Here is a 14,985-nt window from a genome sequence, read left to right on the forward strand (position 1 = left end):
TATCCGAGCGCTACTGCGCCGCGGCGGCGCGCTCGCGCACGTGTCGGGTTGCGGCGACGATGTTGCTCAGCGACGCAACGGTCTCGTCGTAGCCGCGCGTCTTCAGGCCGCAGTCGGGGTTCACCCAGACCTGGCGGTTCGGGATGGCGCCGAGCGCGATCTCGAGCAGGCCCTCGACCTCCTCGGTGCTCGGTACGCGCGGCGAGTGGATGTCGTAGACCCCGGGCCCGATTCCCCGGGCGAACCCGGCCTGCTGGATGTCGGGTACGACCTCCATCTTGGAGCGCGCGGCCTCGATCGAGGTGACATCGGCGTCGAGACGGTCGATCGCGTCGATGACCACGCCGAACTCCGAGTAGCAGAGGTGCGTGTGGATCTGCGTGCGGTCGCTGACGCCGGCCGTGGCGAGCCGGAACGACCCCACCGACCAGTCGAGGTAGTCGGCCTGGTCGGCCGTCTTCAGCGGAAGCAGTTCGCGAAGCGCCGGCTCGTCGACCTGGATGATGCCGATGCCCGCCGCCTCGAGGTCGGCGATCTCGTCCCGCAGCGCCAGGGCGACCTGGTTCGCCGTCTCCCGGAGCGGCTGGTCGTCGCGCACGAAACTCCAGGCGAGAATCGTGACCGGGCCGGTCAGCATCCCCTTCACGGGCTTCGAGGTCAGGCTCTGCGTGAAGGTCGACCATGAGACCGTGATGGGCGCCGGGCGGGAGACGTCGCCCCAGAGCAGCGAGGGTCGGGTACACCGTGACCCGTAGCTCTGAACCCAGCCGTTCTCGGTCACCTCGAACCCGTCGAGGTTCTCGGCGAAGTACTGCACCATGTCGTTGCGCTCGGGTTCGCCGTGCACGAGCACGTCGAGCCCGATCTCCTCCTGCAGGGCGACGACGCGGCGGATCTCCTCCTGCATCGCCGTCACGTACTCGTCGTGACTGATCTCACCCTTCACGAGCCGGGCGCGCTCGCGGCGGATGTCCCCGGTCTGCGGGAACGACCCGATCGTGGTGGTGGGCAGGAACGGCAGGCCGAGCGCGGCATCCTGAGCTGCGAGCCGCACACCGTAGGCTCCACGGCTGAAGTCGGCATCGGTCAGCGCTGCCTCGCGGGCACGCACCGCCCCGTCGCGGACACCCGGCGCGCTCTGCCGGTCTGCGAGGGCGGCGGATGCCGCATCCAACTCGTCACGAATGGCGAGACGCCCCTCGGCCAGGCCCTTTGCGAGCGTTGCGACCTGGGCCACCTTCTGGTCGGCGAAGGCCAGCCAGCTGACGAGCCGCGCGGGGAGCAGCGTCTCGTCGGCCACGTCGTGCGGCACGTGGAACAGACTGGTGGATGTCGCGACCGCGACGGGCGCGCCGCTCCCGGCCAGGGAGGTCAGCTTGTCGAACCCCGCCGCGAGGTCGCCGCGCCAGATGTTGTGGCCGTCGACCACGCCGCCGACCAGGGTCTTGCCGGTCGTGATTCCGGCCGGAACGGAGCCCTTCACGAGATCGAGCCCGATCGCTTCGATGGGGGCGTCGAGCAGCACGGGGAGGGCATCGTCGAGGCTGCCGTAGGGGGCTGAGACGAAGAGCTGCGGGCGGGCATCCACCCCACCGAGCTGACGGTAGGCGTGGGCGGTGCGCTCGAGTACGACCGCGCGGTCGACGTCGACCGATTCGCTGACGAGGATGGGCTCGTCGAGCTGCACCCACTCCGCACCGGCGTCGGCGAGCTCGGCGAGCAGCCCTTCGTACACGGCGATGAGGTCGTCGAGGCGGTGGAGCGGGTCGTAGCCCTCGGGTGCCTGTTCGCTGGCCTTGCTCAGCAGCAGGAAGGTGATCGGTCCGACGATGACGGGGCGGGTGAGAAAGCCCGCCGCCTTCGCCTCGGCGAACTCTCGCACGAGCCGGTCGGAGGCGAAGTGCAGGTCGGTCTCGGGCCCGATCTCAGGTACCAGGTAGTGGTAGTTGCTGTCGAACCACTTCGTCATCTCGGCGGGAACGTCGTCGCCCTCACCGCGTGCGATGGTGAAGTAGCCGGCCAGGTCGACGGTTCCGTCGGCGCCCACGACCCGGGCGAACCGGCTGGGCACGGCCCCGACGGTGACGGCGGTGTCGAGCATCTGGTCGTAGAAGCTGAATCCTTCGGGAATGGAGGAGTCGTCACGACCGAGCCCGAGCGAGGCCAGGCGTTCACGGGTCGCGGCGCGCAGCTCTGCAGCGCTCGCCTCGAGCTGGTCGGCCGAGATCTTTCCGACCCAGAAGGCCTCCACGGCCTTCTTCAGCTCGCGGCGACGGCCGATGCGCGGGTAGCCGAGAACGGTGCCGCGGGGAAAGGGAGAGTGGGTTGTCATGCGATGCCCTTCGATACAGAGATGGGTGACTCGGGGATGATGCCGGCGCCGGGTGCGCCGGGTGCGAGCCCGAGCGAGCGGAGCACGGCGAGCACGGCGTGGTGCTGGTTGAACGTGTAGAGGTGGAGGCCCGGGGCGCCGCCTTCGAGCAACTGCTCCGAGAGGGCCCGGGCGTGCTCGATGCCGACGCGCTGCTGGGCCTCGGTCGAGCCGGCGGCCTGCAGCTGCCCGAGCAGTTCCCCGGGCATCCGTTCGCCGGTCAGCTCGACGATCTTCGTCAGCCGTGCCTCGCTCAGCACGGGCATGATGCCGGGCAGGATGCGCATGCCGACGCCGGCCGCCCGGGCCAGTTCGACGAACCGCAGGTATTCATCGGCGTGGAAGAACAGCTGCGTGATGGCCAGGTTCGCACCGGCGGCCTCCTTCGCAAGAAGGGTGTCGAGGTCTTGCTGCACCGAGCGCGAGCGTGGATGCCCGTTCGGGAAGGCCGCGACCGCGATGGTGACCTTGGCGCCGCTTTTAAGTCTCTTGGCGCGCGGGAATCCCGGAACATCCGCCTGCGTGAACTGCTCCTTCTCGGCCTGCACGCGGTGCACGAGCTGCACCAGCTCGCCGGCACTGCCGAGGTCGCCCAGGAACGTGTCGTTCTCGGTGCTCCCCTCGGGCGGGTCGCCCCGCAGCGCGAGGAACTTCGTGACGCCGGCGTCGAGGAACTCCCTGATCACCAGGCTCTCCTGGGCGTAGGTGGTTCCCACGCAGGTGAGGTGGGCCATCGGTTCGACGCCGAGTTCGCGCAGGCGGCAGAGCACGGCGAGGGAGCGGCCGCGGGTGCTGCCGTTCGCACCGTACGTCACCGAGATGAATTCGGGGCGGGCCGTGGCCAGGTGCTCGAGCGTCTCGTAGAGCCCCGCCTCGGCCTTCTCGCTACGAGGAGGGTAGAGCTCGAAGGAGACCGTCGGTGCAGATGGTGAAGACACGCCGAAGCCCTCCGAAGAATCACGGTGGGGCGGGTGCCGGGCTCGGCTGTCGCTCCGAGCCGAACGGGATGCCCGGCTCTTCTGCTGACGACACTAGCAACGTCGCCCGCCCGCGGGGCCGAATATTACGCCGGGGGTCGAACCGGGGCGGATGCGCCGGAGCTCGACGCTCAGTGACCGCGCGCGATCCACTCCTCGAGGTGCGGGGCCTCGGCCCCGATCGTGGTGGAGTCGCCGTGCCCGGTTCGCACCACCGTGTCGGCGGGCAGCGTGAGCAGCTTCGCGGTGATCGACTCGATGATCGTCGGAAAGTCGCTGTACGAGCGGCCCGTCGCTCCGGGCCCGCCGTTGAAGAGGGTGTCGCCGCTGAAGACGGTGCCGAGGGCCGGGGCTGTGAAGCACACGGCGCCGGGGGAGTGCCCCGGGGTGTGGAGCACCCCGAGCTCGATTCCGGCGACCGGGATGACCTGGCCGTCGGCGAAGCCGGAACTCGGCGCGGTGTCGGGGTAGACCTCGTCCCAGAGCATCCGGTCTGCCTCGTGCAGCAGCACCGGCGCTCCGGTCGCGGCTCGCACGGCGGCGACCGCATCGATGTGGTCGTCGTGGGCGTGGGTCAGCAGCACAGCCTTCAGCGTGCGCTCGCCGATGGCGGCGAGGATCGCATCGGCGTCATGGGCGGCGTCGATGACGACGCACTCGGTGTCGTCGCCGACGATCCAGACGTTGTTGTCGACCTCCCACGTGCCGCCGTCGAGGCTGAAGGTTCCGTGGGTGACGACGTTCTCGATGCGGGCGGCCATCAGAGCACCACGACGGAGCGCAGCATAGTGCCTCCGGCCATGCTGGCGAAGGCCTGCTCTATCCCGTCGATACCGATGCGTTCGGTCACGAACTCGTCCAGCGGCAGGCGACCCTGCAGAAAGAGGTCGGTGAGCATCGGGAAGTCGCGCTCGGGCAGGCAGTCGCCGTACCAGCTCGACTTCAAAGACCCACCCCGGCCGAACACGTCGAGCAGGGGGATCTCGAGCATCATGTCGGGCGTGGGCACACCGACGAGCACGACGGTTCCGGCGAGGTCACGGGCGTAGAACGCCTGGCGCCACGTCTCGGGCCGGCCGACGGCGTCGATCACCACATCTGCACCGAAGCCGTTCGTGAGCGCCTGGACGGCCGCCACGACGCCGGCCTCGTCGAGCCCACTGGAGTCGATCACGTGGGTGGCGCCCAGCCGCTTCGCAGCGACCAGCTTCTTCGGGTCGCGGTCGATCGCGACGATGGTGCTCGCTCCCGCGAGGGCTGCGCCGACGACGGCGGCGGTGCCGACTCCACCGCAGCCGATGACGGCCACCGAGTCACCGCGCCCGACGTTGCCGGTGTTCATCGCGGCGCCGAGGCCGGCCATGATGCCGCAGCCGAGCAGGCCGACGGCCGCGGGGTCGGCATCCGGGTTCACCTTCGTGCACTGTTTGGCGTGCACCAGCGTCTTCTCGGCGAAGGCGCCGATGCCGAGGGCCGGGCTCAGCTCGGTGCCGTCCTCGAGTGTCATCTTCTGCGTCGCGTTGAAGGTGTTGAAGCAGTACCAGGGTTCGGCGCGAAGGCACGCGCGGCACTCGCCGCAGACCGCCCGCCAGTTCAGCACCACGAAGTCGCCGACCTTGACGTTCGTGACGCCTTCACCGATGGCGCTGACCCGGCCCGCGGCCTCGTGCCCGAGCAGAAAGGGGAAGTCGTCGCTGATGCCGCCCTCGCGGTAGTGGTAGTCGGTGTGGCAGACCCCGCAGGTCTCGACGTCGACCACGGCCTCACCGGGCCCGGGATCGGGCACGACAATGTTCACGAGCTCGACGGGCGTGCCCTTGGATCGTGCGATGACGCCGGTCACGGTTGTGGGCATGGGCGGGTGCTCCCTCGGGTGCGGCGGGTGGTGCTCAGGTCGCTTTCACCCTACCCGGCGTCACCCGCCGACGAGGGCCGGGGCGGGGGCTTCGCGCCGGCCGATTCCGGCGGATGCCCGCAGGGCCGCGAACGCGCGCTCGAGGTCCTCCAGCAGGTCGGTCTCGTCTTCGATGCCGATCGACAGGCGAATGAGACCCGGGTGGATGCCGAGGGTGCTCCGCTGGTCATCCGTCAGATGAGCATGCGAGGTCGTGCCGGGGTGCAGAATGAGCGATCGCACGTCACCCATGTGCGACATGCGGCTGAACAACTCGACGGAATCGATGAGGGTGCGTGCGGCATCCCGCCCTCCGGCCAGGGTGAAGCCGAAGACCGAGCCGGTGCCCCGTGGGTAGTGCTTGACGGCAATGGCGTGCGAGGGGCTCGAGGCGAGACCGGGATAGTCGACAGACAGCACCTCGGGCTGGTCTTCGAGCCAGGATGCCACGGCGAGTGCGTTGAGGCAGTGCCTCTCGACGCGCAGTGAGAGGGTCTCGAGGCCCTGCTGCAGCAGGAACGCGTTGAGCGGCGACAGCGTCGGGCCCAGCCGGCCGGCGATCACGGTACGGGTGTACTCGAGGTAGGCGGTGCGTCCGAACTTCTGAACGAGGGTAGGCCCGCCCGGGCCGTTCTCGCCGCCACCCGCGCCGACACCGATCGGGGTCGAGAACTGCGGGAACTTCTCGGGGTAGCGCGCCCAGTCGAAGTTTCCGCCGTCGACCACCACGCCGGCCAGGGACGCACCGTGGCCGCTCAGGAACTTGCTCGCCGAGTGCACGACGATGTTCGCCCCATGCTCGATGGGCCTGATCAGATAGGGGGTGGAAGCCGTGCTGTCGATCACGAACGGCAGGCCCTGTTCTCGGGCGAAGCCGGCGATGAGGTCGATGTCGATGAGGTCGTTCTTGGGGTTCGGAATCGTCTCGCCGTAGATCGCCCGGGTGGTGGGCCGGATGCGCCGCCGCCAGTCGTCGAGGTCGTGCGGGTCGTCGACGAATTCCACCTCGATGCCGAGCCGGGCGAAGTTCTCGCGGAACAGCGTCTTCGAGCCCTCGTAGAGGCTCGGCGTGCTGAGGAAGTGGTCGCCCGACTTCAGGATGCCGAGAAGGGCGACCGTGATCGCCGCCTGTCCGCTGGCGACGAGCAGCGAGTCCACCCCGCGCTCGAGCGCGGTCAGCTTCGCCTCGACGGCGGCGTTCGTGGGGTTGGCGTAGCGCGTGTAGACGAGCCCGCCGTCATGGCCGCGGAAGCGGGCTTCCGCGTGGTCGAACGAGTCGAAGAGAAAGCCGGCGGTGAGGTAGATCGGGGTGATGCGGGCACCGAACTCGCCGCCGACGATCTCGCCTGCGTGAACCTGCTCGGTGGCGAACCCGAAGTTGTCTTCGCCGTACGCCTGCTGGGTGGTTGTCATCCGGGTGGTCGGCCTCTCTCGATCCCGCAACGCTACGGTCGCAACGCCCGGTCGGCCACCCGGCACTTCACACGGCGAAACATTCGGGCGCGCTTCGTCGCCGGTCGTTCACACTGGAGCCATGTCACGCCTGCAGCACTTCGGTTGGTTCTTCGGTCGGGGCTTCGGCCCGCAGGGCTGGGGGCGCCTCGACTATCGGTGGAACTACGCCTGGCAGCGCCCGGACATCTACCAGCAGTCGGCCCGCGAGCTCGAGCAGGCGGGATTCGACCTGCTGATCATCGAAGACGCCCTCTCGCTCGGCTCGCCCGACACTCTCGGCCTGCGCGTCGACTCGGCCTACGGCGGGCCGAAGCACGACCCGCTGATGCTCGCGCCCTACCTGTTCGCCGCGACCACGCACCTCGGCATCGCCCCGACCGTCAACGCCGGTGCGTACCCGCCCTACCTGGCGGCCCGACAGTTCGCGACCCTCCAGCACCTCAGCAGCGACCGGTTCGGCCTCAACGTGGTGACGGATGTGAAGAGCGCCCGGCACTTCGGGCTGCCCGAGCTCTCCCACGATGCCGCCTACGATCGCGCGGAGGAGTGGCTGGGGGCGGTTCGCCGGCTCTGGCACAGCTGGGGTGCGGGGGCGTATCTCGGCGATGTCGACTCGGGCCGGTTCGCGGATGCGTCGAAGCTCGACGCCTTCCACCACGAGGGGGAGTACTTCACGCTCGACGGGCCGCTCAACGCGCTGCCGTTCACCGAGGGGGTGGGCGACCCGGTCGTGGTCTCCCCGGGCGGGTCGGGGCGAGGGCTGGCCTTCGCCGGGCACCAGTCCGATGTGCAGCTGGCGCTGGCGCCGCTGGATTCGGCGAGTGTGCGGGCGTACCGCGCCAAGATCCATGCCGCCGCGACCGCGGCGGGCCGCCGGCCGTCGGACATCTCCATTCTCTTCGTCGTCAAACCGGAGATCGTGGCCAGCGAGGAGGAGGTGCGGCGCGTGGTCGCCGAGTCCGAGCATCCGACCGACGAGGCGCTGCGTGAGGTGCTCGCCGCCCAGTCGAGCGACCTCGAGACCGACCTCACGGTGCTCGACCTCGATGCGCCGATCGGCGAAGGGGTGTTCGGGCAGCACGTCTCGCGGGGCACGATCGACAACCTCGTGGGGCGCGGCGGATCGCTCGAGACCGACACCGTGCGCCAGATCGCGACCCGCAAAGCGAAGAAGGGCAGCCTCAGCGACGGCACGGGGTTCGTCGGCACCGCATCGCAGTTCGCCGACTTCGTCGAGGAGCTCGGCGAGTCCGCCGACAACGACGGCTTCATCATCAACGGCGACCTGCACCCCGTCACCCTCCACCGGATGCTCGACCAGACCGTTCCCGAACTGCGCCGCCGGGGCATCCTCCGTACCTCGTTCGGCGGAGGGGGCCTCCGGGCGAACCTCCGCGACTTCTAGGCGCCGCCGTTCGGCGGCAGGGGCCCGCGCGCGAACCTCCGCGACGTCCGGTCCCGGGCGCGGGCCAGGATGGCGGCGATGACCTCGGTCTTCGCGTCGGAGTAGTGATTCATGTCGGCCCAGGGGCGCGTGGCGAGTTCGCGTTTGGTGGCCTCGTAGAGGTCACGGTCGGCGGCGTCGGTGCGCAGGTGGTCGCGCAGCACGAGGTAGTCGGAGATCTGCGGGGCACCCGGCGGATACAGGTGAACGTGCACGTCACGCTCCGGCGTGCGGAACAGCACATGTCTGGGCTCGCGCACCCGCAGTACGAAGCCGGCCCGCTCAAGGGCGGGCAGGAACGCCGCCTCGTCTTCCAGGGAGAGCACGACCACCAGCACATCGATGATCGGCTTCGCGGCGAGACCGGGCACAGAGGCCGATCCGATGTGCTCGATGTTCGTGGCCACCCGGCCCAGAGCATCCTGGATCTGCATCTCGAGGCGGGCGTACTGCAGGGGCCAGGCGCCGTCGTAGTCGGCGATGACGATCTCCCGCTTCTCGCGACCCCCGATCAGCACGCGGTCGAGCTCGGCGTCACGGGCATCTGTCATGGCCCGATTCTCGCATCCGGGCCATCGGCAGACCACCGCGGGAGGCTCGCGAGTTGCCGGGGGCACCCTGCGGGCAACAGACTGGGTGCACCGGATCGCGCCCGCGACCGCCAGCCGCTGAGGAGCCCACCATCACTGAACCGAACGAGGCCCGGGTCGGGTTGTACATCGACTTCGACAACATCGTCATCTCGCGCTACCAGCAGTTGCACGGACGCCAGGCCTTCCAGCGTGACAACATCCGCGACTTCGACAAGCGGGCACCGGATGCCGACCCCGCTGTGGTTGCCCGGCTGGCCGCGGCGACGGTCGACTTCAGTGCCATCATCGACTTCGCCGCCTCGTTCGGCACGATGGTCGTCAACCGGGCGTACGCGGACTGGTCGGTTCCGATCAACGCGAGCTACCAGCGGCAGCTCATGTCTCGCGCCGTCGACCTGACGCAGCTGTTCACGACGACCACGCGGGGAACGAAGAACGGCGCCGACATCCGGCTCGCGGTGGATGTGGTCGAAGACCTCTTCCGCCTGCCCGACCTCACCCATGTCATCATCGTCGCGGGCGACTCCGACTACATCGCGCTCGCCCAGAAGACCAAGCGGCTCGGGCGGTTCATGGTGGGAATCGGTGTCGCCGGGTCGACGAGCACCTCGCTCGCGGCCGCCTGCGACGAGTTCGAGGACTACGACTCGCTGCCCGGTATCCAGAAGGTGACGCCGGCGCCGGCCGAGGGTGCGTCGGGTGGCGCGGGTGCGTCGGATGGTGCGGGTGCCGGTGGTGCGAGTGCGGGTGGTGCTGGTGCTGGTGCTGGTGCTGCGGGTGCGGGTACGTCGTCGTCGGGCGCTGCGGCGGTGACGTCGACGGGGTCGCGGCGGGCGTCGGCCTCGGGTTCGGCCGCGAACCCGCGTGCCACGGCGGGGTCTGCGGCTGCGCCTGCGTCTGCTTCTGCGTCTGCTGCTGGGGCCGCTTCTGCGCCCGCGTCCGCGTCGGCGTCCGCGTCGAAGGGTGCGGCAGCTGATGCTGCGCCGGATGCAGCATCCGCACCGGCCCGCTCCGGCGCGGGTACCTCCCGCCGGGTCACCACCATCCCGATGTTCTCGCACATGGAGGAGGTTCTGTTCGACGAACCCGATCCGGTGCCGGAATCAGACCCGCAGACCGTCGCCACCGAGCTTCTGGTGCGGGCGCTGCAGATCGGGCACGCCAAGGGAGACGCCGAGGAGTGGTTGAACACCGGATTGGTCAAGACGCAGATGCGCCGCATGGACCCGTCGTTCAACGAGAAACCGCTCGGCTTCCGCTCGTTCTCCGACTTCCTCTCCTCCCGGAGCGAGGTCGCCGAGTTGCAGGATGACGGCTCCCAGCGCCTGATCCGCCTCCGGCCCGACGCGGATGCCTGGGGCTAGCCGGGCGCATCCGGCACGCCCGCAAATACTCCCGGGTAGTTGTCGAGGTAGGTCCACCGAGTGATCGGATAGGTCGTCACCAGCGCCCTGCCCACGACATCAGCGATGGGAACGAAACCCCCACCCGGCGTGTCGAGGTTCAGACGTGAGTCTTTCGAGTTACCCCGGTTGTCACCCTCGACCCAGAGGCTGCCCGCCGGCACGGTCACCGAGAACGGAACGGCGAGGGTCGTCGCCAACGGGTCGTGCAGGTACGGTTCGTCGAGCACGACGTCGTTCACCGTCGTCTGCCCTTCCGCGTTGCAGCAGACGACACGGTCACCGGGCAGCCCGATGACCCGCTTGATCAGATGATCGTTCGAGTCGGTCGGTGAGATGCCGGTGAGGTCGAGCATCCCGTTCACGGCTGCGACCAGGGGCGGCTGGGTTTCAGGCGTCGTGGCGGTGAGCCAGCCACCCGGGTCGGAGAACACGATGACGTCACCGCGCTGGAGGGGGATCAGCGACGGCTCGAGCTCATTGACGAGAACCCGGTCGCCGTCGACGAGGGTGCTCGCCATCGATGCCGAGGGGATGAAGAACGAGCGCACGAGGAACGTTCTGATCAGGGTCGACGCGACGATCGCGATCAGCAGGATGACGAGCACATCGCGAGCGAACTGCCATCTGCTTCTCGGGCGTCGCTGCCGGGCCAGTCGTCTCTGCACACGGCGTACTCTACGGGCATCCGCTGCCACCGGGGTGCGCGCGTGTCAGCCGAAATGCCGACTGGTGAAAGCTGGCCCGAGGGTGGAACGTGATCATCAGGTTCGGGATGATCGGGGGAGCCTGTGACGGGAAATGCTGCAGGCGCGGTCGATGCTGCCGACGCCGCGGGCGGTTCAGGGTCACCGCCGCCGCGCGCCGGTTCCGGACGCCGCGACGTGCTGAAGTCCGGGGTTGTTCTTCTCCTGGTGACGGCGGCGCTCTTCGGGCTCGCCGAGGTCTGGTTCGCCTTTGGCGCATATTTCACGCTGGGCGGATCCACGCCGGATCCGCCCCTGGGCGAGCTGGTGAGAATCGACGTCTGCGCCGCCGTCTCGGTCGGGGCTGCGACTCTTTCCGTTGTGCTCTCGCTGATCATCCGGGGCCGATGGGGCCTCCTTTTCGCCGTACTGGGCGGCATCGGCATGATCGTGGCCATTCTTCTGGCGCTGGTGATCACCTCGCCACAGGTGGACTGGCGCCCGGGGCCCGAACCGGCACCCGACCTGCCATCGAACTACCAGCCGTGTTACAGCGGCAGCGGAAAGTGCAACTGAGGGCTGACGCCTGCTGCCGTGGTCGGGGGCTGTCGCTGCTGTTGCCGTTTGCTCTGGCGCCAGCTGTATCGCCAGCTGTATCGCCAGCTGTACCGCTGGCTGCTGTGGTTTGCTGCCTGCATCAGCTGCAGTCGGGGTCTGCTGGCGCCAGCTCTGTCGCTGGCTCTGGGTACGCTGGAAGCATGATCCACCGACGACCCCCTCTTCCACACGCGGGTGCGCGTGCCGAGCGAGTCTCCGACCGCGCCCAGGCCGTCGAGCCGTTCTACGCCCTTCAGTTCGGGCAGGAGGCGGCCGAGCTGGCCGCTCTCGGGCACGACGTGGTGCGGCTGAGCATCGGCGAACCCAGTTTCGGAGCCCCGCCGGCCGTTCGGAACGCCATGCGTGAGGCGATGGACGGACGCCCGCTGCCCTACACGCCCCCGCTCGGGCTCCCGGCGCTTCGAGAGTTCGTCGCGACCTTCTACCGCGAGCGGCACGGGGTCGTCATCGATCCGGCCCGCGTGGTCATCACCTCCGGTGCGTCGGCAGCCCTGCTGATGCTGGCCGCCGCGACCGTGAACCCGGGAGACGAGGTCATCATGGCCGACCCTTCCTACCCATGCAATCGACAGCTGGTGCAGACGTTCGGGGGCCGAACGGTAGCGGTTCCGACCGATGCGAGCACGCTCTATCAGCTCACTTCGGAGCTCGTCGACCGCGCCTGGACAGCCCGTACTGCTGCGGTGATGATTGCATCGCCGTCGAATCCGACCGGAACGAGCATCCCTCTCGCCGAACTGTCTGCGATCTGCGATCGTGCGCGCGAGCGGGGTGCCTGGCGCATCGTCGACGAGATCTACCTCGACCTGGCCGACCACGACGAGAGTGGGGCGCCAGCGCGAACCGTGCTTGCAATCGATCCTGATGCCCTCGTGATCAGCAGTTTCTCGAAGTACTTCGGTATGACCGGCTGGCGGTTGGGCTGGTGCATCGTTCCCGAGCGGTTGGTGCCGATCATCGAGCGGCTCGCGATGAACTACTTCCTGTGCGCGTCCGCTCCGGCGCAGCATGCGGCGCTCCAGTGCTTCACGCCCGAGACTCTCGCGGTCTGCGAAGACCGGCGCGTCGAACTCGTGGAACGCCGGATGATCGCGCTCGACGGCCTCGCTGCCCTGGGTCTACCGGTGGAGGTGCCTCCGGTCGGCGCGTTCTACGCGTACTTCGACGTGAGCAGCACAGGCCTCGGCTCGTGGGAGTTCTGCGAGCGGGCCCTGCGGGAGGCACACGTTGCGCTCACTCCCGGCAGGGACTTCGGAACCCACACCGCCGACACGCACGTGCGACTCTCCTACGCTGCGTCGCCCGAAGAGCTGCGGGAAGGCCTCCGACGCCTTGCGGGGTTCGTGAAGGGACTTCACGCCCAGGCCACGGCGGGGTACTGACCAGCTGATCGCGCGCTGGCCGCCGCCGCCGTTGCCGCGCGGCGCGCGCCGCCGCCCTTGCCGCAACGCCCATGCCGCCGCCGTTGCCGCAACACGCACGCCGCAGCCATTTCAGCGGGCGTGTCGCGTCGCCCACACCGCACCGCGCACGCCGCAGCCGTTTCAGCGTGCGTGTCGCGTCGCCCACACCGCACCGCGCACGCCGCAGCCGTTTCAGCGTGCGTGTCGCGACGCCCTATTTATGCCGCGGCTTGCGCTCCGCACGTTGTGAATCGGCACCCCGGTCGGAACCCGCGCCGCCACGATCCCCGCGCTCAGCGCGATCTCCGTACGACGAACCGGAGCGGGGGGTCGTGCGCCGGGACTCTTCGATGCTGCGGGCGCCTCCGCGGCGGTCGGGGCGAATCTCGATCAGCTTTCCACTGATGCGGGTGTCGCGCAGGCGCTCGAGCACATCCCCCGGCATGTCTGCCGGCAACTCGACCAGCGAGAAATCGGGGCGGATCTGGATGTGCCCGAAGTCATCCCGGCCCAGGCCGCCTTCGTTGGCGAGCGCTCCGACGATCTGGCGGGGCTCGACCTTGTGTCGCTTGCCCACCTCGATGCGGTACTGAGACATGGGCTTGGAGCTGCGGGGTTGGCGCTCTGCACGCTCGCCCCGAGCATCCGTGTTCCCGTATGACGAGCGATCGCCGCGGTCGTCGCGACCACCTCTGCCGCCCTGCGCGCCGTCGGAATAGTCGCCGCGGCCGGTGCCTCGGTCGTCGCGCTCCGGCCGACGGCTCCGCGGATCGTCTGTGAGCAGCAGGGGAGTGTCGCCCTGCGCGACCACGGCGAGGGCAGCGGCGACATCGGCCTCGGGAACATCGTGATGCTCGACGTAGTGGCCCACGATGTCGCGGAAGGCGGCGATGCGCTCCTGCTGCTCGAGCGCTGCCGTGATGGCGTCGTCGAAGCGCGCAAGGCGGGTGACGTTGACGTCGTCGACCGACGGAAGCCTCATCTCGGTCAGGGGCTGGCGTGTCGCCTTTTCGATGGCGCCCAGTAGACGGCGCTCGCGCGGGGTGACGAAGCTGATAGCAGCACCACTTCGGCCCGCTCGCCCGGTGCGGCCGATGCGGTGCACATACGATTCCGTGTCGATCGGGATGTCGTAGTTGATCACGTGGCTGATTCTGTCGACGTCGAGCCCGCGGGCCGCAACATCCGTCGCCACCAGGATGTCGAGCTTGCCCGACTTGAGCTGGTTGACCGTGCGCTCGCGCTGAGCCTGCACGACATCGCCGCTGATGGCTGCCGCCGAATATCCGCGGGCCCGCAGCTTCTCGGCAAGGGTCTCGGTCTCGCTCTTCGTGCGCACGAAGACGATCATGCCCTCGAAGTTCTCGACCTCGAGGATGCGGGTGAGAGCATCGACCTTCTGCGGGTAAGACACCATGAGGTAGCGCTGGGTGGTGTTCGCCGACGTGGTGGTCTTGTTTTTGACCGTGATCTCTTCGGCGTCATTCAGGTATTGCTTCGAGATGCGCCGGATGGCCGCCGGCATGGTCGCAGAGAAGAGGGCGACCTGTTTGTCGTCGGGAGTGTCGGCGAGGATTGTCTCGACGTCTTCGGCGAAGCCCATCTTGAGCATCTCGTCGGCCTCGTCGAGCACGAGGTATTTCAGCTCGGAGAGGTCGAGGGTGCCCTTGGCGAGATGATCCATGATGCGGCCGGGGGTGCCTACGACGACGTGCACTCCGCGTCGGAGCGCCGAGAGCTGCACACCATAAGCCTGGCCACCGTAGACCGGGAGTACGTGAACACCTCTCATCTGAGAGGCATACTGCTCGAAAGCCTCGCAGACCTGAAGGGCGAGCTCGCGGGTGGGGGAGAGCACAAGGGCCTGCGGAGTCTTCTGCGAGACGTCGAGCCGGGAGAGGATCGGAAGGGCGAAGGCGGCGGTCTTGCCGGTGCCGGTCTGGGCGAGGCCGACCACGTCGCGCCCGGCGAGAAGGGGAGGAATGGTCGCGGCCTGAATCGCAGACGGCGTCTCGTAGCCGATCTCGCGCACGGCTTTGAGTACGGCGTCGCTCAGCCCGAGGTCGGAGAAGGTGGGCACGGCGTCGGCAGCGTCGGCCTCAACCTCGGCGTTCGTATCGGTGGTCATTCCGTTAACGCTA

The 14,985-nt window shown here is 68.7% G+C and carries 12 protein-coding genes; 4 read left to right on the forward strand and 8 right to left on the reverse strand.

Annotated features, from left to right (window positions below):
* Positions 1 to 10: 10 nt before the first annotated feature.
* The 5 genes from metE to B7R24_RS07150 form a co-directional block, all read right to left on the reverse strand.
* A complete protein-coding gene (gene metE, locus B7R24_RS07130) occupies positions 11 to 2,332 on the reverse strand; it encodes a 5-methyltetrahydropteroyltriglutamate--homocysteine S-methyltransferase (protein ID WP_116418266.1) in 2,322 nt (773 codons plus the stop codon).
* On the reverse strand, positions 2,329 to 3,309 hold the full coding sequence (locus B7R24_RS07135) for a methylenetetrahydrofolate reductase (RefSeq protein ID WP_116418267.1): 981 nt from the start codon (positions 3,307 to 3,309) through the stop codon (positions 2,329 to 2,331). Before B7R24_RS07135 ends, metE begins: the two co-directional genes overlap by 4 nt.
* 170 nt (positions 3,310 to 3,479) lie before the next feature.
* Positions 3,480 to 4,109: an MBL fold metallo-hydrolase gene (locus B7R24_RS07140; protein WP_116418268.1), complete on the reverse strand. Its 630-nt coding sequence runs from the start codon at positions 4,107 to 4,109 to the stop codon at positions 3,480 to 3,482.
* Positions 4,109 to 5,203: an S-(hydroxymethyl)mycothiol dehydrogenase gene (locus tag B7R24_RS07145; protein WP_116418269.1), complete on the reverse strand. Its 1,095-nt coding sequence runs from the start codon at positions 5,201 to 5,203 to the stop codon at positions 4,109 to 4,111. Before B7R24_RS07145 ends, B7R24_RS07140 begins: the two co-directional genes overlap by 1 nt.
* Positions 5,204 to 5,263: 60 nt before the next feature.
* Positions 5,264 to 6,655, reverse strand: coding sequence for an O-acetylhomoserine aminocarboxypropyltransferase/cysteine synthase family protein (locus B7R24_RS07150; RefSeq protein WP_116418270.1), 1,392 nt, complete (start codon positions 6,653 to 6,655; stop codon positions 5,264 to 5,266).
* A 121-nt stretch (positions 6,656 to 6,776) separates the two neighbouring features.
* Here B7R24_RS07150 and B7R24_RS07155 point away from each other — a divergent pair, with 121 nt between their 5' ends.
* Positions 6,777 to 8,102, forward strand: a complete 1,326-nt coding sequence (locus B7R24_RS07155) for an LLM class flavin-dependent oxidoreductase (protein WP_116418271.1) — start codon at positions 6,777 to 6,779, stop codon at positions 8,100 to 8,102.
* Here the strand turns inward: B7R24_RS07155 and B7R24_RS07160 are convergent.
* Positions 8,099 to 8,692, reverse strand: coding sequence for a GrpB family protein (locus B7R24_RS07160; protein ID WP_116418272.1), 594 nt, complete (start codon positions 8,690 to 8,692; stop codon positions 8,099 to 8,101). The two genes, B7R24_RS07155 and B7R24_RS07160, sit on opposite strands and share 4 nt — an antisense overlap.
* A 161-nt stretch (positions 8,693 to 8,853) precedes the next feature.
* On the opposite strand from B7R24_RS07160, the gene B7R24_RS18385 reads away from it, so the two are divergent.
* Positions 8,854 to 10,098 (forward strand): NYN domain-containing protein, encoded by a 1,245-nt coding sequence (locus B7R24_RS18385; RefSeq protein ID WP_367302612.1) that lies wholly within the window; start codon positions 8,854 to 8,856, stop codon positions 10,096 to 10,098.
* On the opposite strand, the gene lepB is transcribed toward B7R24_RS18385, so the two are convergent.
* The gene (gene lepB, locus B7R24_RS07170; protein WP_116418273.1) at positions 10,095 to 10,805 is read right to left on the reverse strand and encodes a signal peptidase I; all 711 of its coding nucleotides are present in this window, start codon (positions 10,803 to 10,805) and stop codon (positions 10,095 to 10,097) included. The two genes, B7R24_RS18385 and lepB, sit on opposite strands and share 4 nt — an antisense overlap.
* A 123-nt stretch (positions 10,806 to 10,928) precedes the next feature.
* On the opposite strand from lepB, the gene B7R24_RS07175 reads away from it, so the two are divergent.
* On the forward strand, positions 10,929 to 11,399 hold the full coding sequence (locus B7R24_RS07175) for a DUF6234 family protein (RefSeq protein WP_116418274.1): 471 nt from the start codon (positions 10,929 to 10,931) through the stop codon (positions 11,397 to 11,399).
* A gap of 182 nt (positions 11,400 to 11,581) precedes the next feature.
* Positions 11,582 to 12,823 (forward strand): aminotransferase class I/II-fold pyridoxal phosphate-dependent enzyme, encoded by a 1,242-nt coding sequence (locus B7R24_RS07180; RefSeq protein ID WP_116418275.1) that lies wholly within the window; start codon positions 11,582 to 11,584, stop codon positions 12,821 to 12,823.
* A gap of 235 nt (positions 12,824 to 13,058) precedes the next feature.
* Here the strand turns inward: B7R24_RS07180 and B7R24_RS07185 are convergent, their stop codons facing one another.
* Positions 13,059 to 14,972 (reverse strand): DEAD/DEAH box helicase, encoded by a 1,914-nt coding sequence (locus tag B7R24_RS07185; RefSeq protein WP_116418276.1) that lies wholly within the window; start codon positions 14,970 to 14,972, stop codon positions 13,059 to 13,061.
* Positions 14,973 to 14,985: the final 13 nt, after the last annotated feature.

It is taken from the genome of Subtercola boreus, from assembly GCF_003399645.1.
In the GTDB taxonomy this organism is placed as follows: Bacteria; Actinomycetota; Actinomycetes; order Actinomycetales; family Microbacteriaceae; genus Subtercola; species Subtercola boreus_A.

What these genes read in the sequence shown, in the direction of transcription:
- metE (WP_116418266.1), bottom strand. Translation starts at nt 2,332, where the DNA reads ATGACAACCCACTCTCCCTTTCCCCGCGGCACCGTTCTCGGCTACCCG.
- B7R24_RS07140 (WP_116418268.1), bottom strand. Translation starts at nt 4,109, where the DNA reads ATGGCCGCCCGCATCGAGAACGTCGTCACCCACGGAACCTTCAGCCTC.
- B7R24_RS07145 (WP_116418269.1), bottom strand. Translation starts at nt 5,203, where the DNA reads ATGCCCACAACCGTGACCGGCGTCATCGCACGATCCAAGGGCACGCCC.
- B7R24_RS07150 (WP_116418270.1), bottom strand. Translation starts at nt 6,655, where the DNA reads ATGACAACCACCCAGCAGGCGTACGGCGAAGACAACTTCGGGTTCGCC.
- B7R24_RS07155 (WP_116418271.1), top strand. Translation starts at nt 6,777, where the DNA reads ATGTCACGCCTGCAGCACTTCGGTTGGTTCTTCGGTCGGGGCTTCGGC.
- B7R24_RS07160 (WP_116418272.1), bottom strand. Translation starts at nt 8,692, where the DNA reads ATGACAGATGCCCGTGACGCCGAGCTCGACCGCGTGCTGATCGGGGGT.
- B7R24_RS07180 (WP_116418275.1), top strand. Translation starts at nt 11,582, where the DNA reads ATGATCCACCGACGACCCCCTCTTCCACACGCGGGTGCGCGTGCCGAG.
- B7R24_RS07185 (WP_116418276.1), bottom strand. Translation starts at nt 14,972, where the DNA reads ATGACCACCGATACGAACGCCGAGGTTGAGGCCGACGCTGCCGACGCC.